The sequence below is a fragment of the Candidatus Krumholzibacteriia bacterium genome (assembly GCA_029865265.1).
In the GTDB taxonomy this organism is placed as follows: Bacteria; Krumholzibacteriota; Krumholzibacteriia; order WVZY01; family JAKEHA01; genus JAKEHA01.
Genome location: JAOUHG010000004.1, coordinates 122370 through 147533 on the forward strand (window position 1 = coordinate 122370; position 25164 = coordinate 147533).

The window sequence follows — 25164 nt, forward strand, 5'->3', positions numbered from 1 at the left end:
AACCCGTGACGCGCATACTCTGTGTGGTGACAATGGCCTGCCTGTGCATCCCGGGGACGGCACGTGCCCAGGACGCCGGCACCCAGAGCATCTTCTCGCTCGGCGCCGGCTCGCGCGGCATCGGGCTGGGCAACGCGTTCGTCTCGCTCGCCGACGACGCCAGCGCGGTGTACTGGAACCCCGCCGCGCTCAAGAACGCCGGCTCCATGCAGTTCATGGCCATGTACATGCCGCTCTACGGCGACTTCACCGGCGCCGACTACACGTACTTTGGCTTCGTCTACCCGACGCTGTCGGCGGGCGCCTTCGGCGTGGGCTACACGCGCGTGGGAACCACCTTCGATTCCTACGACGAGCAGAGCCGCCCGCTGGGTGAGGGCAACTACTCGGAGAGCCAGCTGCTGTTCTCCTACGCCTTCGAGCGCCACTCGGGCTGGTTCCTGGGCTCGCTGGCCATGGGCGCGAGCTTCAAGATCAACCGCCAGATCGTGGATCCGTACTCGAGCACCGCGCCCGGCGTCGACGTGGGCTTGCGCTGGATTCCCGACGCGGCCAAGTCGCTCTCCATCGGTGTGAACCTGCAGGACGTGGTGGGCGCGCAGTACAAGCTGGATCTCAACGAGGACACGGTCTACCGCACCATCCTCATGGGCGCGGGCTGGACCCGGAACTTCGACAACGGGTCCGCGCTGCGCCTGATGTTGCAGTACGACATGCCCGAGGTGGCCGATGCGCGCTTCCACGCGGGCGCGGAGTACGCGTTCTCCAAATTCATCGCGTTGCGCGCCGGTTACGACAAGGACGTGGTCACCTTCGGCCTGGGTGTGGGCGCGTTCAACTACGGGCTGGACTACTCGTTCTACTCGCGCGACGAGGCCGGCTCCAACCAGGGCGTCACCTTCACCGCCCGTCTTGGCAAGTCGCTTGCAGAGCAGCGCGCGGAAATCGCCGAGCAACAGGCCCGGGAGGAGAGCGAACTCATCCGGCGCACCTTCGAGGCGCGGGTGGCGGCGCACAAGAAGACGGCGCGCGAGCTGGAGGCGCAGGGGGACTGGTCCGGGGCGCTGGGCGAATGGCGCATCGTGCTGGAGTACGTCCCCGACGACCAGGATGCCATCGAGGCGGCGGATGCGGCTCGAGCCCAGGTGGTGGCGCAACAGGCGGCCGCGGTGCGCGACGTCGAGACGCAGGCCGCCATTCGCACCCGCTTCGCGCGCGGGCTGGACCTGTTCAACCAGGACGATCTGCTGGGCGCGCGCGGCGAGTGGCTCGCCGTCCTGCAGATCGACCCGGGCAACCAGGGCGCGCAGGACTACCTGGCGCAGACCAATACCAAGATCAACGTGGCGGTTGGTTCACACATCGCCAACGCACACGCGCTCGAGTCGCAGAACCGCCTCACCGAGGCCATCGCGGAGTGGAACAACGTGCAGCAGTACGACCCGCAGAACGCCGAGGCGAGTGCCGCCATCGCGCGCATCCGCACGCGCATCGAGTCGGTCAGCCAGGACTACGCCACCTCGCAGCGCCGGCTGCGCATCGTGACGCTGTACAACGACGCCCTGCAGGATTACAACGCGGGGAATTACCAGGTGGCCATGACCAAGCTCAACGAACTCCTGCTCCTGCAACCCAACCACGAGGACGCGAAGAAACTGCAGGCGCTCACCAAGCGCCGCATCACGCCGTTGACCGACCAGGAGAAGTCGCGCGTGCGCGAACTCTACCTGGCCGGCATGCAGCACTTCTCACGGGACGAGTACGCCCAGGCCATCACCGAGTGGCAGAAGATCCTGGAGATTGATCCCACCAACGAGAGCGTTCAGCGCAGTATCGACGAGGCCCGCGAGCGTCTGCGCAAAGTCCAGGAACGGAAGTAACGTGTCCCGGCCGTCCGCTGCTGTCGAGAAGAAGTTGTCTCGCGATCTCACCGTAGTCGCGGAAGACTCCCAGCTGGGGCGGGTGCGGGATTTTGTGGTGGAAGTGTGCGAGGGGGCCGGATTCAGCCCGCGAGAGGTTTCCAACACCAAGCTGGCAGTCGACGAGGCGTGCACCAACATCATCAAGCACGCCTACGACGGTTCCGGGGAGCCGGGCAGCATCACCGTTATCGCCGAGATCGACTCCGGCAAGGTCAAGTTCCGGCTGCAGGATCGCGGCAAGCACTTTGACTTTTCGGGTGTCAAGGATCCCGACCTCGACCAGTACGTCGAAACTGGCCGCAAGGGCGGCTTCGGCGTGTTCCTCATCAATCGCCTCATGGACGGCGTGGAGTACCACGCCACCGACACCGGCAACGAACTGGTCCTCACCAAGCGCAGCCAGGCGACGTTCTCGGCCTCGGTGCTCCCCGGGAGACTCCCGGCGCGCGGCACGCTGCGCTTCAAGTTCATGGTGCGCGCCAGCAGTGGCCTGCTGGCGCTGGTCACGGTGATCGGCGTGGTCATGTTCGTGCGCCAGACGCAGGACATCAAGGCGCAGCAGGCCACGCAGTGGATTGAGAAGAGCCGCCTCACCGAGAGCCTGGCGCGGCGCAGCGTGTCGGCCCTGATGGACCCCAACGAGTACTCGCTGGAGCAAACCAACCTCACATCCGAACTGAGCAAGATGGTGGCGGCCAACGACGAGATTGCCTACGCGCGCGTCGTGGACGCCCTCGGGAACATCCGTGCCTCCGCCACCGTGGACGAGGTGTTCCAGCCCTACCGCGCCCCGCAGGCGCAGCTGCTGCTGGACGACGGCCGAGTGACGTGGAGTCGCCTGGAGATGGACGGGCGCGGCGTGCGCGACATTGCGGTGAGCGTGTCGGTTCAGAACCCGGGTGGCGCGGCCTTCGACATCGGCGTGCTGCACCTGGGCGTATTCGAAGACGGCGTCGTGGGCGCCATCGAAGACACGCGCCTGCAGACCATGCTCCTGCTGGTGGCGCTGTTTGGCGTGGGCGTGCTGCTCATCCTGGGACTGGTGCAGGTGTTCGTGCGCCCCATCCAGATTCTCACCGACGGCGTGCGCGCCATCGGCGACGGCAATCTCGAGGGCAAGCTCGACGTGCGCGGCCCGGCCGAGATCGGTGCCATCGCCGGCGTGTTCAACGAGATCACCGAGAAGTTCAAGAAGGCGCAGACCTCGATCCTCGAGCAGGAAAAGATGCAGAAGGAAATCGAGGTGGCCAAGCAGATCCAGCAGTCGCTCCTGCCGCGCAATCGCCCGGAGATCTCCGGCTATGACATTGCGCCGCTATACCAGGCCGCGGCCGAGGTGGGCGGCGACTACTACGACTTCGTGCAGGTGGACGACGACACCATCGGCGTGGTGGTGGCCGACGTGTCGGGCAAGGGCGTTCCCGGGTCGCTGGTCATGACCATGATCCGCACCGCGCTGCGCATGGAGGCGCGCGGCAACCGCAATGCGTCCGACGTGATGGCCAAGATGAACGCCTTCGTGACCGACGACATGAAGAAGGGCATGTTCGTCACCATGTTCTACGTCATCCTCGACTCCAAGAATCGGGTGATCAGCTACGCCAGCGCCGGACACAATCCGATGATCCTCTATCGCCACGAGACCAAGGAGACCTTCTTCCTCAACCCGCGCGGATTCCCGGTGGGCATCAGCCTCCCCGACGAATCCCTGTTCCGCCGTTCCATCAGTCTGGAGAAGATACGCCTCAAGAAGGACGACATGCTGGTGATCTACACCGACGGCGTCACCGAGGCCATGAACATGCGGCGCGACCAGTACGGCGAGGACCGCCTGGTGGACATGGTGCGCAGCTACGGACACATGTCGCCCGAGCAGTTCATTGCGCGTCTGGACGAGGACATCCGCCGCTTCACCGGCGACTACCCGCAGAGCGACGACATCACCGTGGTGGCGGTGAAGGAAAAGATGACTGCGGACGACGTCCTGTTCGGCATCCGCCGCAAGCTCCTCGACCTGGTGGACGTGCAGGGCATGAGCGTCAAGGAGGCATGCCAGCAGATGCGCGTGTCGCCGGCCACCTACTACCGCTACAAGCGGCGCCTGGACCTGATGGGCGAGCGTGGCCTGCGCAACGACCAGTTGCGCGACGACATGAGCCTCAAGCGCGTGAGCCTGGAAGCGCGCAAGCGGATCATCCGCATCATCGTGGCCAATCCGGAGTTCGGCGCCAAGCGCATCACCAACGAGTACAACGATGGCCGCGACGAGAACCAGCAAATCACCGAGCGCATGGTCTACGAGGAACTCAAGCGCCTGAACCTCAACACGCGCGACCTGCGCCTCGACTACCTGCGCCGCAACCGGCTCATCGACGAGGAAGGCAAACCGCTGCCGCCGGGTGCGCGCGAACCCGAGGCGGCGGGGCGCCCGTCAGAGGCGATCGACGAACTGCTGCGCGACATCCCCGGCGTTTCGCTGTCCCGGGACGCCGGCGAAGCAGCGGCGAAGCCCGCGCCCGAGACGGCGGATGCCGCGCGGACCCGCCCCGATGCCATGGGGGTGGCCGCGTCGTCCTCGGCCGGCATCACCGAGATTCGCCTCAACGGACACCTCGATTCCGCCTCCTCGGCCGGTCTCGAGAAACGCCTGCGCGACATGATCGCCGCCGGCGCCACCCGCATCCTGGTGGACCTGAGCGACGTGTCGTACGTGTCCAGCGGTGGCTGGGGGATCTTCGTGGGTGAGGTGCACGGCCTGCGCAGTCGTGGCGGAGACATCGTGCTCTCCGGCATGACGCCCGAGGTCTACGATGTCTACGAACTGCTCGGCTTCGCCGACGTGTTGCGCGCATTCAAGTCCATTGCGGAGGCGCGCGAGTATCTGTCGCTTCCCGCCGATCAGCGCCCGGCACCGGGTCCGGGTCTCTCGCCCGATGAGGTGGCGGTGGCACACGGCCTCAGCGTCGAGCCCACGGACGTCGATGACACGCCGCGCGAATGGCAGAGCCTGCACGTGGAAGCCACCACGGTGGGCGAAAAGGGAGAGATCGCGGTTCTGTCGCTCGACGGCATCATCGACACGGTCAGCGCGGAGAAGTTGCGCGCGTCCGTCGACCAGATCATCTCCAACGGCCGCAACAAGATCGTGGTGGACATGTCGCAGGTCGAGTACGTGTCCAGCGGTGGCTGGGGTGTCTTTACCGAGCGCCTGCGCGAGGTGCGCCGCGCGGGCGGCGACGTGAAGCTCTTCGGCATGGACCCCGACGTCTACTACGTGTTCACCATGCTCGGTTTCAACATCGTCCTGTCGTCGTTCGACATCCTCGTCGACGCCATCGAGGACTTCCAGCGGCCCGCGCCGGCCATGGAGCATGATGGCGTCGATATCGCGCCGGTTCCGGTTGCGGATACGACGGACTACGAGGGGCGGGGACGCGTCGAGGCCAGCGTCCCCGGCATGGACATCGTATGGGAGGACGGGCCCGGTGGCATCCGCATCGCGCGCCTCTCGGGCATCATCGAGACCACGGCGGTCTCGCTGCTGGCCGACGAGATCGCCCGCGAGGTCGTGTCCGCACCGGAGGCGATCATCTTCGACCTGAGCCGCGTCGAGTACGTTTCCAGCGCCGGCTGGGGCCAGTTTGCGCATGCCTACGAGGGAGTGGGTGCGGTGGCGCTGGTGGGGCTGGATCCGGACCTGTACGAGGTCTACGAGTGTCTCGAGTTCCGGGCCTTCATTCGCGCCTACGCCACAGACGCGGAGGCCATTGTGGGGCTGGCCGGCGGCACCACCCCGCCGGCACCGGCGCCCGGGGCTCCGTCTGCGCAGGCGCCCGAGGCGGTGCGGCGCGACACGCACATGGACGGGATCGACGACGTCCTGGAGGGGGACACCGCGTCGCGGGTACCCGCACCGGACCCGTTCGACGGCGAGGCCTACCCGGCCCCGGCGCCCGCGGACCCCGAGGAGGAGCCGGAATGGCGCCACCGCTCGTGGGATGGGGTGGTCAAGCCCCCGGCCGACCTGGACGTAAACGCCTCCCGGCCGGACGAACGCGTGGATCAGGACCGAAAATTGCGTTCCATGGGCTGGGACTCCTATGGTGAGCGGCTGCGCAAGCGTTCCGGGGACGGCGGCGGTGGGGACGATGGCGGGGAGCCCGACGGGGGCGGCGACGCATGAGGAAGCTGGCGATCATCACCTCCAAGGGCGGGACCGGCAAGACCACCACCGCCATCAATCTGGGGCACGGTCTTGCGCTGTGCGGCAAAAAAGTGCTGATCGTCGATTGCGATCCGCAGCGCAACGTGGCCATCGCCTTTGACGTGCGGGCGGGCAAGACCCTGTGCAACCTGCTGCAACACGGCGAGGTGGAAGTAATCGAGGTGCGCAAGAACCTCTACGTGATCGATTCGGGTGGGCGCGAGCTGGCCGAGATCGAGATGCTGCTGGCCTCGCAGTCGAGCCGCGACCGCCGGCTGGATCTGGCGCTCAAGAATTTGCGCGGGTGCGACGTCGTCATATGTGACTGTTCGCCCACGGTGAATCTGATCAACATCAACGCCATCGTCTTCGCCGACGAGGTGATCATTCCCGTGAGCATGGATTATCTGGCGCAGGCGGGAGCCCGTCAAACTATGCAGATTATCGATGAGATTAACGAGCACTCGGTGCGCAAGACGTCGATCATGGGCATCCTGCCCACTTTCTACGACTCGCGCACACGGCTCTCGGCCGACGTGCTCGGTTCGTTGCGGGAGCGTTTCGAGGAGAAGGTGTTCAAGAGCGTGATTCGCACCAATACGTCGTTGCGCGAGGCGCCGAGTTTTAACCAGACCATTTTCGAGTACTCGCCCATGTCGCGCGGTGCGTTCGACTACTATCAGTTGACCGAGGAAGTGCTGACCCGTGTCTGAACGACGGCGCAAGTCCCTGGGGCGCGATCCTTTCGAAGATAGCAAGGAATCGCACGAGACCGAGACGGTGAAGAAGCTCATCCGGGGCAAGTCGCCGCTTGCGCCCGACGCGCGCCAGGTCGAGGTCGTGGTACGGCTAACACCGGCAACGCTGAAGCACATCGACCGGGTGGCGGCGCAGCTCGCAGCGCGGGGACGCAAGATTTCGCGCGACGAACTGATTCGAATCGCCATTTCGCTGCTGTCGGCGGAGGACGTCGTCTAGTCATGTTGTGGACGGATGGCGCAAGTCGTATAGTAGGGGAGTCATGAGAGGGGTTACGGCAATGGAGAGCTACGACCATCGTAGCGAAATCCAGTCCAGCGGAACGCGCTACCTGATTCAGTCGAGTCTGGTGCCGGCGCAGCGTGCCGTGGTGACGTCGCTGTTTCTCGAGGGTGCGCTGCTCTCCCGGCACACCGAGCGCTACGAGGGAGAACTGACCCCGGACGCCATGCGCGGCCTGGTGCGCCGTGCGCACGACACCTACCGGCTGCGCCTGACCTCGCTGCTCGATCTGCGCGACCGTCTCAAGAAGGACGTGGATGGCCGCGCCCACCTCAAGCTGGGCGAGGCCCTGTACGGGGAGCGTCTGTTTCGCGAGGCCATGGCGGAGGTCATCCGCTCCATCAAGCTGGGGCTGGAGGACGCGGTTGGCTATTCCATCCTCGGAAACTGCCTGTTGTCGGTCGGCGACAGCGAGAAGGCGGTGCGCGCCTTCCAGAAGGGGCTGGAACTGGCCCCGGCCTACGCAGACCTGCACAACGACCTGGGCGTGGCCTACCTCAAGGCCGATCGCTGCCGCGACGCGGCGGCGTGTTTCGAACGCGCCCTCGAGATCAATCGCTATTACCAGAAGGCGCTGATGAACCTGGCGCTGGCGCTCGCCCGTAACGTGGTCCTCAAGCAGGACTACGACCTGTCGCGTGACCTGCGCGCACGCCTGCGGCGAATTCTGGACCTGAATATCCAGCTCCGGCCGCAACTCGAGGGCGAGGACTTCCGGGAGGCGGTGAAGGCGCTCGATGTCGAGCGCTATGACACCGTGTTCGAACGCCTGGCCAAGATCAAGGAAGAGCTGGACACGACCGCGGCCAACGATCTGTCCCTGGAAATCTACCTCATCCTGAAGTTCCGGGCCGACGAGCTGACGGAGGGTGACATCGACGGGCTGATCGAGCGTCTCAATGCGGAACTGGAGGCAAACCCGGGCTTCGCCGACATCCACAACGATCTGGGCGTCCTGTATGCTGCAAAATGCAAGATCCTCGTGGACCAGGCCCACGAGGCATTCCGACAGGCGCTGGCGCGAAATCCCAACTTCAAGAAGGCGGAAAAGAACCTCCGGCTGGCAGCTAACGATAGGCAGGGCATACACTTCCTGCTGAAGGCGCTATTGGACTAGCTCTTGCTTATGCCGGGGTTGAGGCAAACTCATGGAAAAACTGATTATCTCCGAAGAGCGTACCAACGCTGCCAACCCGGTTTCCGTGCTTACCCTGCGCGGTACCATCGAGACGACCAATGCCTCGGGACTCGAGGAGACGCTGGAGCGGATCGTCAACGAGAGCTGCTACCGCATCGTCGTCGATCTGGGCAGTGTCAGCTACATCAGCTCGGCCGGGTGGGGCATCTTCATCAGCGAGATCAAGCGCATCCGGCGCAACGGCGGCGACATCAAGCTTGCCGGCATGATGCCCGAGGTGCGCGAGGTATTCGATCTGCTCGAGTTTGGCAACATACTGAAACCGTTCATGAAGACGTCTGAGGCGATTCGTGACTTCGAAGTTGCGACCGACTCGGGAACACAAGGCGGACCGGCCGGTCGCCGATAGCGCGCGCGGCGGTCTCATTGCGGGGGATCAAGACCATGGCTGTTGATGGAATCGTAGTCAGCGTCACAACCGGCAGTAACGGCGCGGGCGTCTCCGTGCTCAAGGTGAGTGGCTACCTGGACACGACGACCGCGAGCGAACTCGAGACGGCGCTTTACGGCCTGCTCGATCGCGAGTCGTACCGTATCGTGGTGGACCTCTCCGGCGTCAACTACATCAGCTCCGCTGGCTGGGGCATCTTCATCGGTGAGATCAAGCGCATCCGCAACCACGGTGGCGACCTCAAGCTGGCGGGCATGGTGGGCGACGTCCACGAGGTGTTCCAACTGCTCGAATTCCACTCCATCCTGGAGGCTTTCGGGACCACCGCCGAGGCGATTGACGCATTCAAGTCGAAGAGCGCCGGCTGAGCCGGGCGCTGTGAATCTGTGCTCCCTTCGGGGCCGCGCCGACCGCGCGGCCCCGATTTGTTTCGGTTGTGGCCACGAAATTGTCCCTGGCACGGGGTGTGCCTGTACCGGGACATGGGACCGGGATCGTCGGGATGGGTTCCTCCCCATTGCCCCAATCCCAACTGCACATACTTCAACACCTTGACGGATGACTGGCCCTTCAAGCGCAAGGGCTTCTACCTGCGCCAGAGGTACCCCCACCGTATCCAGCGGTTTACATGTCTGGCCTGCAAGCGTCACTTCAGTACCCAGACCTTCTCGACCTCCTACTGGCAGAAGCGCCCCGATCTCAGCGTCCGTTGCTTCATGATGGTGGTCGGCTGCATGGGCAACCGACAGATGGCCCGCGCACTGGGTGTCAGCCACGCCAGCATCGCCCACCACGTCGCCCGCCTGGGGCGGCATTGTCTCCTGCTCCAGGCAAGCGAGCTTGCGCGGATTGAGGATCTTGACGAGATTGCGATCGACGGCTTCGAGACGTTCGAGTGGAGCCAGTACTTTCCGTTTCATCACAATGTGGCGGTGGACGTTGCCTCGGGCTACTTCCTCTGCCACATCGACAGCGTGCTGCGCCGCAAGGGGCGCATGACCGCGCACCAGCGGGCGCGCCGCGCGGCTCTCGAGGCCGAGCTGGGGCGGGCGGATCCCCGGGCAGTGGAGGCGGGCATGCGGGAGTTGCTGCAAACCCTCCTGCCCCGGGGGAAGGCGGTAACCATCCGCAGCGACGAGCATCCGGCCTATCCGCGGGCGATCGTATCCGTTGGTGGCGAGGTGACCCATCAGACCACATCCTCGAAGCAGCGGCGGGATGAGCGCAATCCATTGTTTGAGATCAACGTGCTCGACCTCTTGATCCGTCACAGCACGGCGGCGCACAAGCGGGAGACGATTGCGTGGGCGAAGCGGCGGCAGGCGTCGATCGAGAAGCTCGCGATCTTCCAGGTGTGGCGCAACTACGTGAAGCGGCGACGGGAGAAGGGGAACCGGGTGACCTCGGCGATGCTTCTTGGGCTGGCAAGCCGGCCGTGGCGGCTTCGGGATCTGCTGAGGGAGCGGCTGTTCTTTGAGAATACGAGGCTCTCAGAACGCTGGCAACAGTACTATCGTCGGCGTGTGGAAACCCGGGCGCTGCGGGTCAACCGGGCCCACGAACTGACCTACGCCTTCTAACGACCGCTCCGGGGCAGGATGGCGCGACTACGCTCCGCGCAGGGACAATCTCCCGGTCACAACCATTTGTTTCGGCCCCGCCCCTTTTTAGGGCATCACCGGCAGGGGTGAACGTATATAGTGTCGGTACGCGCGGACGCCGCGCCGTTCATCCTATGGTCGTCGCTTCATCCACACTGGGTCTTTCCTTTCACGCCTGGGTCGTTCCGCTGGCTGCGGTGCTGGTGGCGCTCGCCCTGTACGCGTACTGGCGCACGTCGCCTGATGTCTCCGGTCGTCCGCGTTTCGTGCTGACGGTGCTGCGCATTGCGGCGTTCCTGGTGCTCGCACTGCTGCTCTTCGACCCCCGTTCCATCTGGCGCGGAAACCGGGTGGAGGACGCACGCGTGGTGGTGCTGGTGGATCGTTCCGCGAGCATGTCGCTACCCGCGGAAGGCTGGCAGGGGGGCGAGAGCCGGTTCGATGCGGCCCGCCGCGTGGCGGCGGGGATGTCGGACGCGGTTTCCGGCCGTGGCGCGAAGGCCGAGACGCTCTTCTTTTCGAGCGACCTCGACGACCGTGGCGGGCAGGACGCCCGTCCGGACCGGCAGGGCACCGATATCGCCCGGGCGCTGGAGAGCGTGACGCGCCGTTTCGAGGGCGAGAACCTCGCGGCGGTGGTGGTGGTGAGCGATGGGGTGGAAACGGACGCCGCACTGGTGCGCCCGGCGCTGCCGGATGTTCCTGTATGGACGGTGGGGGTCGGCGACACGCTGGCGGCCGCGGATGTGCGCCTGGCCGGCGTCGAGTACAGCCCGGTGGTGCGCGCACCCTCGCGTGCCACCATTCGCGCGCGCGTCGCATCCACCGGCACGACGGTGCGGCGCGTTCACCTGCAACTGAGCGAGAACGGCCGCGTGGTGTTCGAAGCGGACACGTCCCTCGCCGCGGGCCCGGCCGAGGCTGTGGTGCCGGTGGCGGTGCGGGTGACCGAGCCGGGGCGGCGTGAGTTCGTGCTGACCGTTTCGAGTGACGGCGTGGACACGGAGAAGGAAAACAACCGCCGCGATGTCGTCATCGAAGTGGAGAAGGCCAGGACGCGCGTGCTGGTGGTCGATCTTGCGCCCACCTGGGAACTGGCGTTCCTGACCTCGCTGATCGCGCGCGATCCGGCCTACGAGTGCGAGGTGTTCGTGTCCGGCCGCTGGCCATCGACCCCGGACGGTCGCCTCAAGCGCCCCGCCGAGTTCATGCCGGCGCTGGTGGGGGCCGACGCGGTGGTGCTCGCATCCGTCGACGAAACCTTCGTCACGCCGGCGGTGGCGGACGCGTTGCGGCGTTTCGTCACCGACCACGGCGGCGGGCTGCTGGTGTTGCCCGGGCCGGGCTCCGCGTTCGAGAACGCCGCCGTATGGCGCGCACTGGCGGACGTGATCCCGTTGCGCGGCGACCCGCCGTTTTCCTTCACGCTGCAGTACACGGCGGTGGGTCCCGGGGTGCGCGCGGCGGCCAGTCCCATCACCGCGCCGCTGGTGCCGCTGCTCTCGCAGACCGACTGGCAGGAGCGCGCGCCGCTGCTGGGATTCTACGGCGGGCTGGCGCCGACGGCGGCGGGGGAGGTGCTCATCGGCGTTCGCGGCCGCGCGGTGCCGGCGCTCACCTTCGCCAACTCGGGCAAGGGCCGGGTGGCCGTCATTGCGGCGGGGCCGCTGTGGCGCTGGAAGTTCGTTGCCGAGAGCAACAGCGTCTACGACGAACTGATGGCGCGCCTGATCGACGTGCTCACGCGCGGCGAGGAGTCGGGGCGGTTCGTGCTGGTTGCCGACAAGAACGTGTTCGAGGCGGGCGAGTCGCCGGTGCTGTACGCGGAGATCCTCAACGAGCGTCTGCAGCCGGTCACCGGCGCGCCGGTGCACGTGGAGATTGCGCGTCTCGATTCCGCGGACGTGGAGACGCCCCTTGCCCAGGCGGCCATGCGGCGCGAATCCCCCGACGCCTCGCGCATGTCCGTCACCCTGGACGCGATGCCGTCGGGGCGCTACGTGGTGCGTGGCAGCGCCGAACTCGCGGACCGCACCATCGAATCGCGGCCGCTGGAACTGCGCGTGTCGACCTCGTCGGTCGAGTTCCAGCGCACGCCGCAGGATCGCGAGGCGCTGGCGCGCATCGCCGGGCGCAGCGGGGGTGGATACGCCACGCCGGCCACGGCGCAACAGCTGGCGCCGCGCATGAACCTCGAGCCGCGCACCGTCCCCACCGTGTCCGAATCGGTGTTGCGCGCGGAGGCGCCGCTGTTCTTGATCCTGCTCGCACTGCTCTCCGCCGAATGGCTGCTGCGCAAACGCAGCGGGATGATCTAACCGCCCCGGCTGTTTTACGGTTGCGCCGGGGAGCCGCGCGCGCTACACTGCCATGCGAGGTGGTGGTGTGGTATGGGCGGGGTTCTTCGTTTCTTCCTCCCTTTCTTTCTTCTCTGTGCATGTTTCGGTGCCGGTCGCGCGTTCGCGCGTGTCGTCATCAACGAGGTCTATTACGATCATCCCGGCGCCGACGCCGGCTACGAGTTTGTCGAGCTGATCGACACCGATGGCGCTGCGGCGGACATCGGCGGTCTGACGCTCGAGTTCCACAATGGAACCGGAACCGGTTGGGTGGTGTTGTGGCGCGCGGAACCCGGCGTGACGATACGTGCGGGCGAGCCGTTCCTGCTGGGTGACGCGATGGTGTCGCCTGCCCCGGACGTTCTCACCACGTTGTCGCTGCAGAACGGACCGGATGCCCTGCGCATCGTGGACGCGAGTGGCGCGGTGCTCGACGTGGTCGGTTACGGCGGACTGGACGATGCCGCATACACGGAGACGCGCGGTGCCGCGGTGGTCGCGGCGGGCATGTCGATTGCGCGCGTGCCGGACGCCAACGACACGGGCGACAACGCATCCGACTTCGCGGCCGCGGCACCCAGCCCGGGCCGTTTCAACGTCCCGCGCCGCGATGTCGCACTGGCGCTCGCGCCGCCCACGCCCGCGCTGCTGGGTCGCGACGCGCCGGGCGAGGAGCGCATTGCGCTCGAGGTGGTGAACACCGGCGTGCTGGCCGTCGACGCGGGGCAGGTGCGCGTGGCCATTGCCGACTCCACGGAGGCGGGGAGTGTCGAAGCCGCCGTGGTGGTCAACGCGGCCGTCATTCCACCCGGTGGTGCGGAGCGTGTGGAGCTGCGGGTGGCGCTTTCGCTCGGGTTCCACCGGCTCGCCGCCACCGCGGGCTATCCTGCCGACGAACGCGGCTTCAATGACACCGTGGTGTTGCTGCGGCGCGTCGGGCGGGTCCCGGTTCTGGTGAGCGAGGTGTGGAGCGCGCCGGCGCCGCAGTGCCCGCAGTTCGTGGAGGTATTCAACGCCGGCGACGCGCCGGTGGACGTGGGCGGTTGGCGGTTGCGGGACATGCGCGCGCAACCGGTTCCCATTGCGGCGGACTCGCTGGTCATCGCACCGCGCGGCTTCCTCGCCGTATCCGCGAGCCCGGCGGCACTCATCGCGTGCGTCCCGCAGACGCCGCCGGGTTCGGTGGTGGGGGTGGACGGATCGTGGCCGTCGTTCAACCGCTCGGGCAGCGGGGTTGCGGACAGCGTCGTCGTGTCCGACCGGCACGGGATCCCGGTGGAGGCGGTCGCGTATCCGCCGCTTCCCACCGGCATCAGCGGCGTGAGCATCGAGCGCGTCGACCTCTACCCGGGCGCGCGCGCCCCGGTGTGGCGCCTCTCACCCGCCGCGCAGGGTTGCTCGCCCGGGCGTCCCAACGGCGCGTCGCTCTACGACCCGCCGGTGGAAGGCGAACTCGACGTCGAACCCAATCCGTTCGCGCCCGCGCGCGGCGACGTGCTGCGCATCGCCGTGGCGGCCGGGGCCGGTGTGGCGCGGGTGGTGGTTTCGGTATTCGATATGACGGGGCGCCGTGTGGCCGACGTCGGCAGCGCGTTCGCGCTGCCGGCCGTGTTCCTGTGGGACGGGCGCGACCGCAGCGGACACACGGTTCGTCCCGGTCTGTACGTGGTGGCGTGCGAAGAACTCCTGGCCGACGGCACGCGGGGGACGGTGCAGAAGGTGGTGGTGGGGTGTGCGGGCGCGGCACGGTAGCGCGCTGCTCGCCGTGGTGGCCGGCGTGTTGATGCCGTTGTGTGCGCGTGCGCAGGTTCCGTTTCCGTCCGTGCTCGACCGCATCACCGCTGTTCGCGAATCATCCGCGCTGCTTGCACCCGCACCCGGTGGTACCTGTGTCGAATTTGGCGATATGGAACTGTTCGGCATCGCCGGGTTGCGCCTGTCGGGGATGCGCGCCGGCACGCGTGTGGGCGGACTGCCGGTGGGGGTGGAGGTGTGCCGGATCGGCGCACCGGTGGGCTCGCAGACACGCGCGACGCTGCGCGTCGGCGTGGCGTCCGCGCGCTGGCGGATCGCGGTCCGCGCCGGCGTTGAGTCGCTGGCGCTGACCGGCGCGGCGGGGGAGTCCGCAGTGGTTACCGCGCTGGTGTCGGGTGTCGCGCTGGGCGGGGTGACGATCACCGCCGACATGGAATCCCTCGCGGGAGGCACGGGGCGCGATGTCTTCATGACGATGGCGCTCGCCGGACCGGTCGGGGGACGGGCGCGGGTGCTCGCGTGCATGCGCTACGACGGACCCGGCGCGCTGGCGGCGGGTGTCGCGGCCGTGGTTCCGGTCCACCGCGCCCTGGCGCTGCTGGCGGGCTACGACGACGGCAGCGAGACCGCCCGCGTCGGCGCCACCGTGACCGCCCGGCGCTGGGTGGTGTCCACCGGCGCCTTCCGTCACGCGGTGCTGGGGATGTCGCAGGGCGTGTCCCTGTCGGTGGCGTGGTGACGGGCCGGCTGCGCCGGGGCGCGCTGCTCGCGTGCGTGTGGCTCGCGGGGTGTTCCGCCGCGCGCCCGCCGCTGGGGGGCACGGTCGAGGACACGCCGGCCACCTGGGGCGACGAGTACGAGGGGCTCCTGGCCGACACCGACCTGACCGATGCGGATTTTCACGCCGCGCGCACCGCGTTTGCCGCCGACGCACTCGCGTCGGGGGAGGGGCGGGTGGTGCGCGCGACCGCCGCGGCCGGCCCGGTGGCGGCGCGCTATCGCGACTCCACATCCGGCAGGGCGGGGGCGATGGCGTTCAACACGCGCCGGCTGGGTGTGGTGGTGGGCGCGGTGCGCGCGTCACTGGGGGAGGGCGCCCTGCTGGCCGACGCCCGCGATGCCGCGGCCGTGCAGCCGCGCGGCGCGCGATCGGCGGACGGCCTGCGCCTTGCCCCGTCGTCGTCCACCTGGGGTTCGTCGCCCGGCGCCGGTGTGCGCGTCACCCTGGCGCAGGTGCGCCTCGCCGCCGGTGCGTGGCGGGACTGGGACGCGTCCGACGACGCGCGCGCGTTCGTCTCCGCCGGCGTGGTGCAACCGCGCGCCTCCGTGTACGCGGCGGTGGGACGCTCGCGCGCGGGGGCGGGAGCCGGCTCGCTGTGCGTGGCGCACGTGTCGAGGTCGGCATTCGTGTCGGGCGAGATGGGCGCCGCGGCGGACGGCGCACGCGGCGTGTTGCGCGTCATCGTGGGCGAGGGGGGCGCGTGGCGCGCGCTCTTCGCCGCCGGAGCGCCGTCGGCGGCCGCCGACCCCGCCCCGGCAACCCCGGCATCGCGCTGGGGAGGTGCGCTGGAGCGGCGCTTCGACGCGGGCGGCGTGTCCGGGCGCGCCATGCTGTCGTCGCGCACCCGGCGCGACGGGTCCGGCGTGCAGCGGCGGCAGCGCGCCGAATGCGCCGGGTCGCTGGCGGCCCCGGGCGCGCGCCTGGAGGTTGGCGTTCGTGCCACGCGCGAGAGCGAAGCGTTTGCACCCGACCTGCTCGAAGGCGCCGCGCCGTTCACGTCGCACGACGAACTGCGCCTGCGCTGCTTGCTGCGTGCCCACGAAGACGCGGGCGACGGGTTGCGTGTGGAACAGTCGTTCCGGGTGGACGTCATTGTGTCGGGTACCGGTCCGGCGGGGCGGGTGCTGGCTTGGACGGGGCGCGTCCGCTGGCGCGCGATGGACGGCCGTGTGCACGCCTCCGCGTTCGATCTTGCCCCCGGACAACTGGCGTACACCGGCCGCGCGGTCCTGCCCGGCGCGGCCACGTTTACGACACTGTCCCGCAGCGGCGTCGACCTGTCGGCCAGCCTGAGCCTGCGGCTGCCGCTGGGCGCCGGCATCGGTGTGCAGGGGATCCGCACCGCCGCGGGCGACGCGCGCCTCGTGCTGCAGGCCGCGCTGACACGCTGACGGCACGATTCAATTGACAGCCGCGGGCGAGGCTGCTAGTGTCATTATTTCAAGGGCTTACAGGAATATCACTGGTGGCTTAACCGGGCCCCAGCGGCCCGGATGCCGCGAGCCACCGCAGGATGGAGATGCACATCATGAAATTCGCGGAACGAATGTCGCACCTCGGGACGGAGACCGCGTTCGAAGTGCTGGCCCGCGCCCGCGCCCTCGAGGCGCAGGGGCGCGAGATCGTGCACCTGGAGATCGGCGAACCGGACTTCGATACCCCCGACAATATCAAGGAAGCGGCCGTCAAGGCGTTGCGCGGGGGCTACACGCACTACGGACCCTCCGCGGGGCTGCCGGAACTGCGCGAGGAGATCGCCGCCTACATCTCGCGGCACCGCGGTGTCGCGGTGGACCCGGCGCAGGTCGTGGTGACGCCGGGCGGAAAACCCGTCATCTTCTTTTCGGCGCTGGCGCTGCTCGATCCCGGCGACGAAGTCATCTATCCCAACCCCGGCTTCCCGATCTACGAGAGCATGATCGACTACATCGGCGCGCGGGGAGTTCCCATTCCGCTGCTGGAGAAGAACAAGTTCGCGTTCGATCCCGACCAGATCGAGTCGCTCATCACAAAGAAGACGCGCCTGGTGGTGATCAACTCTCCGCAAAATCCCACCGGCGGCGTCCTGCCGCGCGAGACCATTGCGCGCCTGTGCGAGCTGGCGGTGAAGCACGACTTCTACGTGCTCTCCGACGAAATCTACTCGCGCATGATCTACGATGGCGAACACGTGACGCCATATTCGTATCCGGGCATGCCGGAGCGCACCATCATCCTTGACGGTCACTCCAAGACCTACGCCATGACCGGCTGGCGGCTCGGTTACGGCGTCTTCCCCAAAGAAATGGCGGTCAAGGTGGCCAAGCTGCAGACCAACTCCAACAGCTGCACGTGCAGCTTCACCCAGATGGCCGGTGTGGAAGCGCTGCGCGGACCCCAGGACAGTGTGGACACCATGGTGGCGGAGTTCCGTGCCCGGCGCGACCTCATTGTGGACGGGCTCAACGGCATCCCCGGGTTCAGCTGTCACAAACCCTCGGGTGCGTTCTACGTGTTTCCCAACATCAAGGGCACCGGCAAGACCTCCAAGCAGATGGAGGACCATCTGATGAACAAGGCGGGCGTGGCCGTGCTCGCGGGAACCGCGTTCGGGCAGTACGGCGAGGGCTACATCCGTCTTTCCTACGCGAACTCGCAGGCCAACATCAAGAAGGCCATCGCGTGCATCAAGCAATCGCTCTAGTGAGGTCTCTGGTTGAAAGTACTGGTGGTCGGTTCGGGCGGACGCGAGCATGCGCTCGCGTGGGCCATCGCGCGTTCCGGCGCGGTCGAGGCCCTGTACGTCGCGCCGGGTAACGCGGGCACGGCGGGCATCGCGCACAATCTCGACATCGCCGCCACCGACGTCGACGCGCTGTACGGGTTTGCGCGCGAGCACCGCATCGATCTCACCGTGGTGGGACCGGAGGCGCCGCTCAACGCGGGCATCGTCGACCGCTTTCGCGCCGGTGGCCTGGTGTGCTACGGGCCCACCGCCGCCGGTGCGCGCCTGGAGGGAAGCAAGGCCTTCGCCAAGGAGTTCATGCTCCGCCACGGCATCCCCACCGCCGCCTTCGCCGTGTTCGACGACCCCGCCGCCGCAAAGTCCTTTGCGCGGTCACTCGCGGCGCCGCTCGTCATCAAGGCGGACGGGCTCGCCGCGGGCAAGGGCGTGATCATCGCGCAGGACCACGAAGAAGCGGACCGTGCGATCGACGGCATGATGGTGGAGAAGCAGTTCGGCGCGTCGGGCGGGCGTGTGGTGGTGGAGGAATTCCTGGCGGGCGAGGAAGTGTCCGTACACGCCATGTGCGATGGCGCGCGCGCGGTGTTGCTGCCGAGTTCCCAGGACCACAAGCGCGCCTTCGACGGCGATGCCGGACCCAACACCGGCGGCATGGGTGCCATCGCACCGGTGCCGTGGATGACGCCGGAGCACTTGGCGCTCGTGCGCCGTACGGTGATTGAGCCGGTGCTCGAGGGCATGATCGCGGCAGGGACGCCGTTCACGGGCACGCTCTACGCGGGCCTGATGTGGACGGCGGACGGGCCGAAGGTGCTGGAGTTCAACACGCGCTTCGGCGATCCGGAAACCGAGGTGCTGATGCCGTTGCTGGCCGGGGATGTGGCGGCGTTGTTCCTCGCCGCCGCCTCGGGACGGTTGCCGGACGAGGTGCCCACGCGGCCGGGTGCCGCGGCCACCGTGGTGGTGGCGTCGCGCGGGTACCCGGAGAACTACCGCAAGGGGCTGCCCATCGGGGGACTCGACGCGATCGGCGGGGATGATTGCGCGGTGTTTCATGCCGGCACCCGGCGCGCGCCGGATGGCACCGTTGTCACCGCCGGCGGCAGGGTGCTGGCGGTGACGGGATGGGCGGGCGACCTGCGCGGGGCGCTGCGCGTCGCCTACGACGGCGTCGCGCGCGTACAATTTGACGGCGCGTTCTGGCGTTCGGATATTGGGCGCCGGCACGTGGCCGCAGACAAGACCTGAACGGAAAGGATCACCGATGGCAAAGTCACCCACCGTTGCGATTCTGCTCGGGAGCAAGAACGACGAGACCAACCTTCGACCCACCACCGACCTGCTCGACCGATTCGGTATCGACTGGGAACTGCGCGTGATCTCCGCGCACCGTCAGCCGGAGGCGTTGCACGAATACGTGCGCGCGGCGGACAAGGGCGGCACGAAACTCTTCATCGCCGCGGCGGGTCTGAGCGCGGCGCTGCCCGGTGTCATCGGTTCCATCTCTTCGCGTCCGGTGATCGGACTTCCCATCCCGGGCGGTGCGCTCAACGGTATCGACGCGCTGCTGTCCATGGTGCAGATGCCCGGCGGGATCCCGGTGGCGACGGTGGGCGTGGGTTCCAACGGTGCCAAGAACGCGGCCATTCTGGCCGCTCAGATTCTCGCGCTCTCCAACGACGCGGTGGCGCACAAGCTCGCGGCCTACCGCGACGAACTGCGGAACGGATAACCGGTGGCGGGCAGGGCACCCATCGTCGGCGCCATCGACGACCCCCGCAGCGCCGAGCTGGCCTGCGACGCGCTGGTGCGCGGGGGTGTGGTGGTGCTTCCCACCGACACGCTGTACGGCCTGAGTGCGCGTCTGTCGGCGGAGGATGCGGTCCGCCGGATCTCGGCGATCAAGCGCGCACCCAACGACCGGCGCTACATCCTGCTGGCGTCATCCATCGACATGGTGGACGGGATCGTGCGCTCCTACGGCTGCGGCAGCCGCGAGGTGCTCGCCGCGGCGTGGCCCGCGCCGCTTTCGGTGATCGTGCCCGCGGGACCGGCGTGCCCGGCGTGGGTGGGGCCGACGGTGGCCATCCGCGTGCCGGCGCTGGCGCCGTTGCGCGCGCTGATCGAACGTGTCGGCGAGCCCATCGTGTCCACCAGCGTCAACCGCGCGGGCTCGGAACCGCTTGACGATGCGCACGAAATACGCCACGAAATGGGGGGTGAGGTGGATCTCATCGTCAGCGGACTCATGGATGGACGCACCGCGTCGACCATCGTGGATTTGTCGGGGAAGGCGCCGCGCGTGGTACGGCGCGGGAGCTACGCCTGGGCGGCTGGGGACGGGAAGCCTTCGAAGTAGTGGTTCTTGTAGGCCTCGCAGTTTGAACACAGCAGAATGTCCCGGCGGCGGCCCTCGGCCAGCAGGGCGCGGTAGCGCCGGTTCAACTCCCCGTTCCAGATGTCCATGACGTGCTCGTGGGTGGCGTCGCCCACCACACCGCGCTCGTGTGAATCCCAGCAGCACAGCGTGGCCTTCCCGTTCACGTAGAAGAACATCTCCTTGAGCACCTTCTTGCACGGCAACTGCACCGGCTTCACCCCGGGCTCCCACGGCCACAGGTAGAGGTCGGTCACCACCGCGACCGCGCCGGCATTCGTCCAGAAGTCGACGAACGCCTCCTGTTCGTGCGTGTTGTAGTCCATCGCGATCATGCGCACCTCCACATGGCCGGCGTTTCCGCGCTCGCGCGCCAGCTCCACGAAGCGGCGCGTGCGTTCCACGGTGAGGTTGTAGTCGAGGCCCACGCGGGACCTCGAAAATGTTTCTTCGCTGAAGCCGTCGATGGAGAAGCGGATGATGTCGATGCCCGCGTCCAGGATCTCCAGCGCCTTCTCCTCGCGCATCAACTCGCCGTTGGTATTGATCTCGATCTGCGCCGTGTCATCCTTGCGGATGTAGCGCATGATCTCGCCCAGCCGGTGGTCGGCGAGCGGCTCGTTGATGAGAAAGGGCCGGTAGGTGATGCCCATGCCGCGCGTCTCGTCGATGATCTTCTTCCACAGCCAGTCCTCCATGCGGCGCGGGCGCCGCGTCAGGGTGGCATGCGAGCAGAAGGGGCACTCCGCGTTGCACGCGAGCGTGGTCTCGATCTGCACGAAGCTGGGATGGGCGGGCTGGATCATGGTGCGGCCGCGGCTGGCGCGGACCCCCGAATATTACAGCCAGGGGAGCAGCGCCGCCATGCATTTCTCGGTGGCGCCGAGCTGCGATTCCACGTACGCGCGCGCCGCGTCCCCCGCCGCGAGGCGCCGATTCCTGTCGGTGAGGTAGCGGAGCAGTGCATGGACGATCTCGGGGGTGCTGGACACGGTGCCCGCCGCGCCGCGCGCAAGCAGTTGCTGCGCCTCGAACGAGTTGTCGTGACGCGGGCCGAAGACGACTGGAATGCCGGCGATGGCGGGCTCGATGACGCTGTGCACGCCGGTGGAGAAGGCGCCGCCCACGTAAGCCACGTGCGCGTGGCGGTAGGCTTCCGCCAGCACGCCCACCGCATCGAGAATCACGATGCGCGCGGAGCGATCCCCCCCACGCTCGCTCATCACGCGCCAGGAGAACCCGGTTCCCGCCGCCCACTCGCGCAATGGTGTGACATGGGACGGCACCGGTTCGTGCGGAACCAGCACCACGCGCACGTCGGGCAGCTCGCGCAACACGACCCCCAGCGCAGGCAGCAGGTAGAACTCGTCGGCCGGCCAGGTGCTGCCCGCGATGAGCGTGGGACAACCGTCGTCCGGGAGCTCGATATGAGTGGAGGAACGCTGGTTCCAGCGCTCCATGACGCGGTCGAAGCGGGTGTCGCCGGCGACGCTGATGCCGGTGTGACCCGGGGCCGCGTGTGCGAAGCGCGCCGCGTCGGCCTCGCTTATGGCCAGGATGCGCGCGATGCGCGCGTAGACGTCGCGGTAGATCCAGCTGGCGGGTGGGCGCAGCCGTCCGGAACCGGCGCTGAGGGTGGCGTCGATGAGCACAATGGGAATGTCACGCGCGTTTGTCTCCCAGATGTGGTTGGGCCACAGGTCGAACTTCACCGCGACCAGCACGCGCGGGCGGGCCACGGCCACGCAGTGGCGCATGGCGCCGGGCAGGTCGAAGGGGAGGTAGTCGATGAAGCGGATGGAGCCCTCGCCCACGGTTTCCCGCCGGCGCGCAAAGTGATACCCGGACGGCGACGAGAAGGTGATCATTACCGGCAGTTCGGGACGCGCGCGCTCCAGAGAAGAGATCACCGGTCGCGCCTGCTCGAACTCGCCCACGCTGGCCACGTGGAACCACACCGGCCGTTCGTCCAGCGCGCGCAGCGCATCCCAGCGGCCGCGCCATCCGCGCCGCCCGTTCACCGCCTCGCGCATCTTGGGGAGAAACAGCGCCGAAGCGCGCGCGCCGGCCGCCCCCAGCGGGGCGAGCGCGTTGTATGCGATGCGTGCGCCGTTCATGCGTCCGCTCTTCAGGGGAGCACCACGCGCGCGGTCCCGGCGCCGGCCAGCGCATCCAGCACCACTTCCAGGACGCGCTGGTGGGGAATGGCCGCAAGGCACTCGCCGGTTCCGCGCGGGCAGGGCACGGCGCCGTTGCGCGAGCAGGGCCGGCAGGCAAGCGCGCGTTCGACCACACGGCTCCCGTCCAGCGAGGGGAAGTAGCCGAAGCTCTCCACGGTGGGTCCGAACATCGCCACCACCGGCACGCCCACCGCCTCGGCCAGGTGCATGAGGCCGGAGTCGTTGCCGACGAAGAGGCGGCAACGCGCAATGTGCGCCGCGGTGTGCAGGAGCGGGGCGGAGCCCGCCAGGTCGAGCGCACGATCTCCCAGGGTGGCGGCGATGGGTGCGGTGACAACGCGGTCCTGCTCGTCGCCCACCAGCACGATGACGTGCCCGCGTGCTGCGAGCGCCGCGCACAGCTCACCGAAACCCGCCCAGCGTTTTCCCTCCCAGCGGCTGCCGGGTGCGACCGCGATGGCGTCGCGCGCGCCGAGGGCCCGATCCGCGGCGGCGGCCGCCGTCGCGGGCAGGACGATGCCGCCGGGACGCAGCGTCGCCGCCGGCAACCCGGCGGGCCCGGCGAGAGCCGCATAGCGCTCGAGCATGGTGGGCAGCGGTGCGGGGCGCTTGAACACGATGAGCCCGAGCCGGGCCAGCGTGTGCTTCTCGATACGCGCCGCCGCGCCGCCCGCGCGCCATGCCACCACGCGGCTGCGCCAGCTCGCGTGTGCGTCCACCACCACGTGCCCCGTCGCGCGCAGCGCGCTGGCAATTCCCAGCAGCTGCCCCGCCGAGGCGCCGCGTTCGATGGCGATGACGCGGTCCACGCCCTCCGCGGCGGCGAACAACTCCGCGTAGGCGCGCTTGGTCAGCACGACCACCTCTTCGGCGCCGGATCGGCGCGCGTGGGCCAGCAGCGGGCAGAGCAGCACGCAATCGCCGAGCGAACTGAATCGAATGAAGACGAGTCTCACGGCTCCCGTTCCGGTCCTGCGCCTTCGCGCTTGACACTGCGCGAATTTCGCGGGGACACTGACCCGGACTATAGCGCAAAAGCGTCCCGGCAGACGCTTGTTTTGCCATCTGCTCCGTTTCAGGGAGGAGCTCCGCGGTCGTGTCCAACCAGCTCGGTGACAGAATCAGGCGGCTGCGGCTCGCCGGTAACCTCACGCTCAGGGAGGTTGGCGCCCGCGCGGGTGTTTCCGCCACGCACCTCTCCGAAATCGAGCGCGGAAGGACGTCGCCGACGGTGGGCGCGCTCATGCGCATCGCCGCGGCACTGGGCGAGGAGGCCTCGCGGCTGGTCGACGACGTGCAACCACCCGGGGTGGCGGTGGCGCGTGCGGGTGAACGGCGGGAATGGACCGAGAACGATGCCACGGTGCAGGCGCTCACCGCGGCCAGCAGCGGGGGCGAACTCACGGTGGTGACGGTTGCGCTGCCGCCCGGTGCGGCGATGCCGCGGCTGGCCGGGGCCGGCGAACAGTTCGTCCTGGTTCTGGAAGGTGCGGTGGAGATACTGCTGCCCGCGTCGTCGCGGGCGCTGCGTGAGGGGGACGCCGTGCACTGCATGGCCGAGGATTGCCGCGGTGTGCGCAACCGCGGCGAGACGGGCGCGCGCCTGCTGTGGGCGTGTTCGCCGGCTGCGACCCTGTAGCCCCCCGCGGGCAGGGAGAGGTCACCCTGGACAACAAGGAAATCGGCAGACGCATCAAGACCGCGCGCCAGGAGCGAGGACTCACGCTCAAGGCGGTGGAGGCGTCGTGCGGGGTGTCGGCGACGCACGTCTCCGAGATCGAACGCGCCGCCGCTTCACCCACGGTGGGTGCGCTGCTGCGCATCGCGCGCGCGCTGGGCAAGCGCCCGGGTTACTTCCTGGAGGAGAGCGAGATGGGCGAGGTGTCGGTGGTGACGCGCGCGGATCGTGTGCGCGAGTCGGCCGGCACGGGCGTCACCCTGGAGCGGCTCACCGCGGGCATCCCCGGCGGCCGCGTGCAGGCAATCCAGATAACGCTGGCGCCGGGCAGCGGACGCCGTGCCGCTGCCCACGCGCACCCGGGTGGCGAGGCCATCCTGGTGCTGTCGGGACGCCTCAGGGTGACGGTGGACGGTGGCGGTCACGTCCTTGCGCCCGGCGACGCGGTCTACTACGATGCGGCCCGTCCCCATGCGTACGTCAACGAATCGCCGGACGCCACGGCGGTCGTCCTGTGGCTGGCGACGCGCCGCGACGTCGACTGACCCTGCCGTTTTGTTTTGACACGTTTTCCCGCGCCCTCCTATGCTCGCCCCTGCCCGCAATTCAGCGCGGCCCAAGGGGTGAGACGTACCATGCCGGATGCTTCCCGCGACGAAATCCTGTTCGTGCAACTGGTGGCGACCTTTCAGTTCGCCGCCATGCAACAGATGGGGAAGATCGCGAATCCGGTGAGCGGCGAGATCGAGCGCGACCTCGAGCAGGCCAGGACCTCCATTGACATCGTGCAGATGCTGCAGCGCAAGACGGAGGGCCACCGGTCCGCCCGCGAGTCGGAATTTCTCGACAAGGTGCTCTTCGAGCTGCAGATGAACTACGTCGACGAAACCCGCCGGGGTGAGGGGGAGGAGAAGGCGTCCGGCGAGGGCAACCCGGAAAATTAGTCCGGGTTACCGGTTTGGAGTCGTTCTT

The 25164-nt window shown here is 68.1% G+C and carries 22 protein-coding genes; 19 read left to right on the forward strand and 3 right to left on the reverse strand.

Translation table 11 applies throughout. The annotated features are described in order from the left end of the window. The first annotated feature begins 5 nt into the window (after positions 1–5). The 16 genes from OEX18_03465 to OEX18_03540 all read left to right on the forward strand — a co-directional run bounded on the left by OEX18_03465 (position 6) and on the right by OEX18_03540 (position 20316). Positions 6–1880 carry a hypothetical protein gene (locus OEX18_03465; protein MDH4336318.1) on the forward strand — a complete coding sequence of 625 codons (1875 nt, stop codon included), beginning with the start codon at positions 6–8 and terminating at the stop codon, positions 1878–1880. A 1-nt stretch (position 1881) separates the two neighbouring features. After that, positions 1882–6105 (forward strand): anti-sigma factor antagonist, encoded by a 4224-nt coding sequence (locus tag OEX18_03470; protein ID MDH4336319.1) that lies wholly within the window; start codon positions 1882–1884, stop codon positions 6103–6105. Continuing rightward, positions 6102–6839 (forward strand): ParA family protein, encoded by a 738-nt coding sequence (locus OEX18_03475; GenBank protein ID MDH4336320.1) that lies wholly within the window; start codon positions 6102–6104, stop codon positions 6837–6839. Before OEX18_03470 ends, OEX18_03475 begins: the two co-directional genes overlap by 4 nt. Then, positions 6832–7104, forward strand: coding sequence for a hypothetical protein (locus OEX18_03480; protein MDH4336321.1), 273 nt, complete (start codon positions 6832–6834; stop codon positions 7102–7104). The genes OEX18_03475 and OEX18_03480 overlap by 8 nt, the downstream gene beginning before the upstream one ends. 43 nt (positions 7105–7147) lie before the next feature. Continuing rightward, a complete protein-coding gene (locus tag OEX18_03485) occupies positions 7148–8284 on the forward strand; it encodes a tetratricopeptide repeat protein (protein ID MDH4336322.1) in 1137 nt (378 codons plus the stop codon). A gap of 31 nt (positions 8285–8315) precedes the next feature. Next, complete coding sequence (locus OEX18_03490) at positions 8316–8714, forward strand: STAS domain-containing protein (protein ID MDH4336323.1); 399 nt, start codon at positions 8316–8318, stop codon at positions 8712–8714. A 35-nt stretch (positions 8715–8749) separates the two neighbouring features. Then, positions 8750–9124 carry an STAS domain-containing protein gene (locus OEX18_03495; GenBank protein ID MDH4336324.1) on the forward strand — a complete coding sequence of 125 codons (375 nt, stop codon included), beginning with the start codon at positions 8750–8752 and terminating at the stop codon, positions 9122–9124. Positions 9125–9307: 183 nt separating this feature from the next. After that, positions 9308–10336: a hypothetical protein gene (locus OEX18_03500; protein MDH4336325.1), complete on the forward strand. Its 1029-nt coding sequence runs from the start codon at positions 9308–9310 to the stop codon at positions 10334–10336. 155 nt (positions 10337–10491) lie between these two features. Then, positions 10492–12675 carry a hypothetical protein gene (locus tag OEX18_03505; protein ID MDH4336326.1) on the forward strand — a complete coding sequence of 728 codons (2184 nt, stop codon included), beginning with the start codon at positions 10492–10494 and terminating at the stop codon, positions 12673–12675. A 72-nt stretch (positions 12676–12747) separates the two neighbouring features. Continuing rightward, positions 12748–14448 (forward strand): lamin tail domain-containing protein, encoded by a 1701-nt coding sequence (locus OEX18_03510; GenBank protein ID MDH4336327.1) that lies wholly within the window; start codon positions 12748–12750, stop codon positions 14446–14448. After that, the gene (locus tag OEX18_03515) at positions 14429–15190 is read left to right on the forward strand and encodes a hypothetical protein (GenBank protein ID MDH4336328.1); all 762 of its coding nucleotides are present in this window, start codon (positions 14429–14431) and stop codon (positions 15188–15190) included. Before OEX18_03510 ends, OEX18_03515 begins: the two co-directional genes overlap by 20 nt. After that, entirely contained in the window at positions 15187–16623 is a 1437-nt protein-coding gene (locus OEX18_03520) for a hypothetical protein (GenBank protein ID MDH4336329.1), read from the forward strand. Before OEX18_03515 ends, OEX18_03520 begins: the two co-directional genes overlap by 4 nt. A 137-nt stretch (positions 16624–16760) precedes the next feature. Continuing rightward, the gene (locus OEX18_03525; protein MDH4336330.1) at positions 16761–17915 is read left to right on the forward strand and encodes a pyridoxal phosphate-dependent aminotransferase; all 1155 of its coding nucleotides are present in this window, start codon (positions 16761–16763) and stop codon (positions 17913–17915) included. 12 nt (positions 17916–17927) lie between these two features. After that, entirely contained in the window at positions 17928–19205 is a 1278-nt protein-coding gene (gene purD, locus OEX18_03530; protein MDH4336331.1) for a phosphoribosylamine--glycine ligase, read from the forward strand. Positions 19206–19221: 16 nt separating this feature from the next. Continuing rightward, complete coding sequence (gene purE / locus OEX18_03535) at positions 19222–19689, forward strand: 5-(carboxyamino)imidazole ribonucleotide mutase (protein MDH4336332.1); 468 nt, start codon at positions 19222–19224, stop codon at positions 19687–19689. Positions 19690–19692: 3 nt separating this feature from the next. Further along, complete coding sequence (locus tag OEX18_03540) at positions 19693–20316, forward strand: L-threonylcarbamoyladenylate synthase (GenBank protein MDH4336333.1); 624 nt, start codon at positions 19693–19695, stop codon at positions 20314–20316. Here OEX18_03540 and OEX18_03545 read toward each other — a convergent pair. The 3 genes from OEX18_03545 to OEX18_03555 are packed head-to-tail and all read right to left on the reverse strand — an operon-like array spanning position 20277 to position 23470. Further along, positions 20277–21140 (reverse strand): radical SAM protein, encoded by an 864-nt coding sequence (locus tag OEX18_03545; protein ID MDH4336334.1) that lies wholly within the window; start codon positions 21138–21140, stop codon positions 20277–20279. The two genes, OEX18_03540 and OEX18_03545, sit on opposite strands and share 40 nt — an antisense overlap. A 33-nt stretch (positions 21141–21173) precedes the next feature. Next, positions 21174–22451 (reverse strand): hypothetical protein, encoded by a 1278-nt coding sequence (locus tag OEX18_03550; protein MDH4336335.1) that lies wholly within the window; start codon positions 22449–22451, stop codon positions 21174–21176. Positions 22452–22462: 11 nt separating this feature from the next. Beyond that, positions 22463–23470: a glycosyltransferase family 9 protein gene (locus tag OEX18_03555; GenBank protein MDH4336336.1), complete on the reverse strand. Its 1008-nt coding sequence runs from the start codon at positions 23468–23470 to the stop codon at positions 22463–22465. A 140-nt stretch (positions 23471–23610) separates the two neighbouring features. Here OEX18_03555 and OEX18_03560 point away from each other — a divergent pair, with 140 nt between their 5' ends. From OEX18_03560 to OEX18_03570, 3 genes are all read left to right on the forward strand, one after another. Further along, positions 23611–24153 carry an XRE family transcriptional regulator gene (locus OEX18_03560; GenBank protein MDH4336337.1) on the forward strand — a complete coding sequence of 181 codons (543 nt, stop codon included), beginning with the start codon at positions 23611–23613 and terminating at the stop codon, positions 24151–24153. Next, a complete protein-coding gene (locus OEX18_03565; protein ID MDH4336338.1) occupies positions 24129–24737 on the forward strand; it encodes a cupin domain-containing protein in 609 nt (202 codons plus the stop codon). Before OEX18_03560 ends, OEX18_03565 begins: the two co-directional genes overlap by 25 nt. Positions 24738–24827: 90 nt before the next feature. Next, complete coding sequence (locus OEX18_03570) at positions 24828–25136, forward strand: DUF1844 domain-containing protein (protein ID MDH4336339.1); 309 nt, start codon at positions 24828–24830, stop codon at positions 25134–25136. Positions 25137–25164 lie beyond the last annotated feature (28 nt).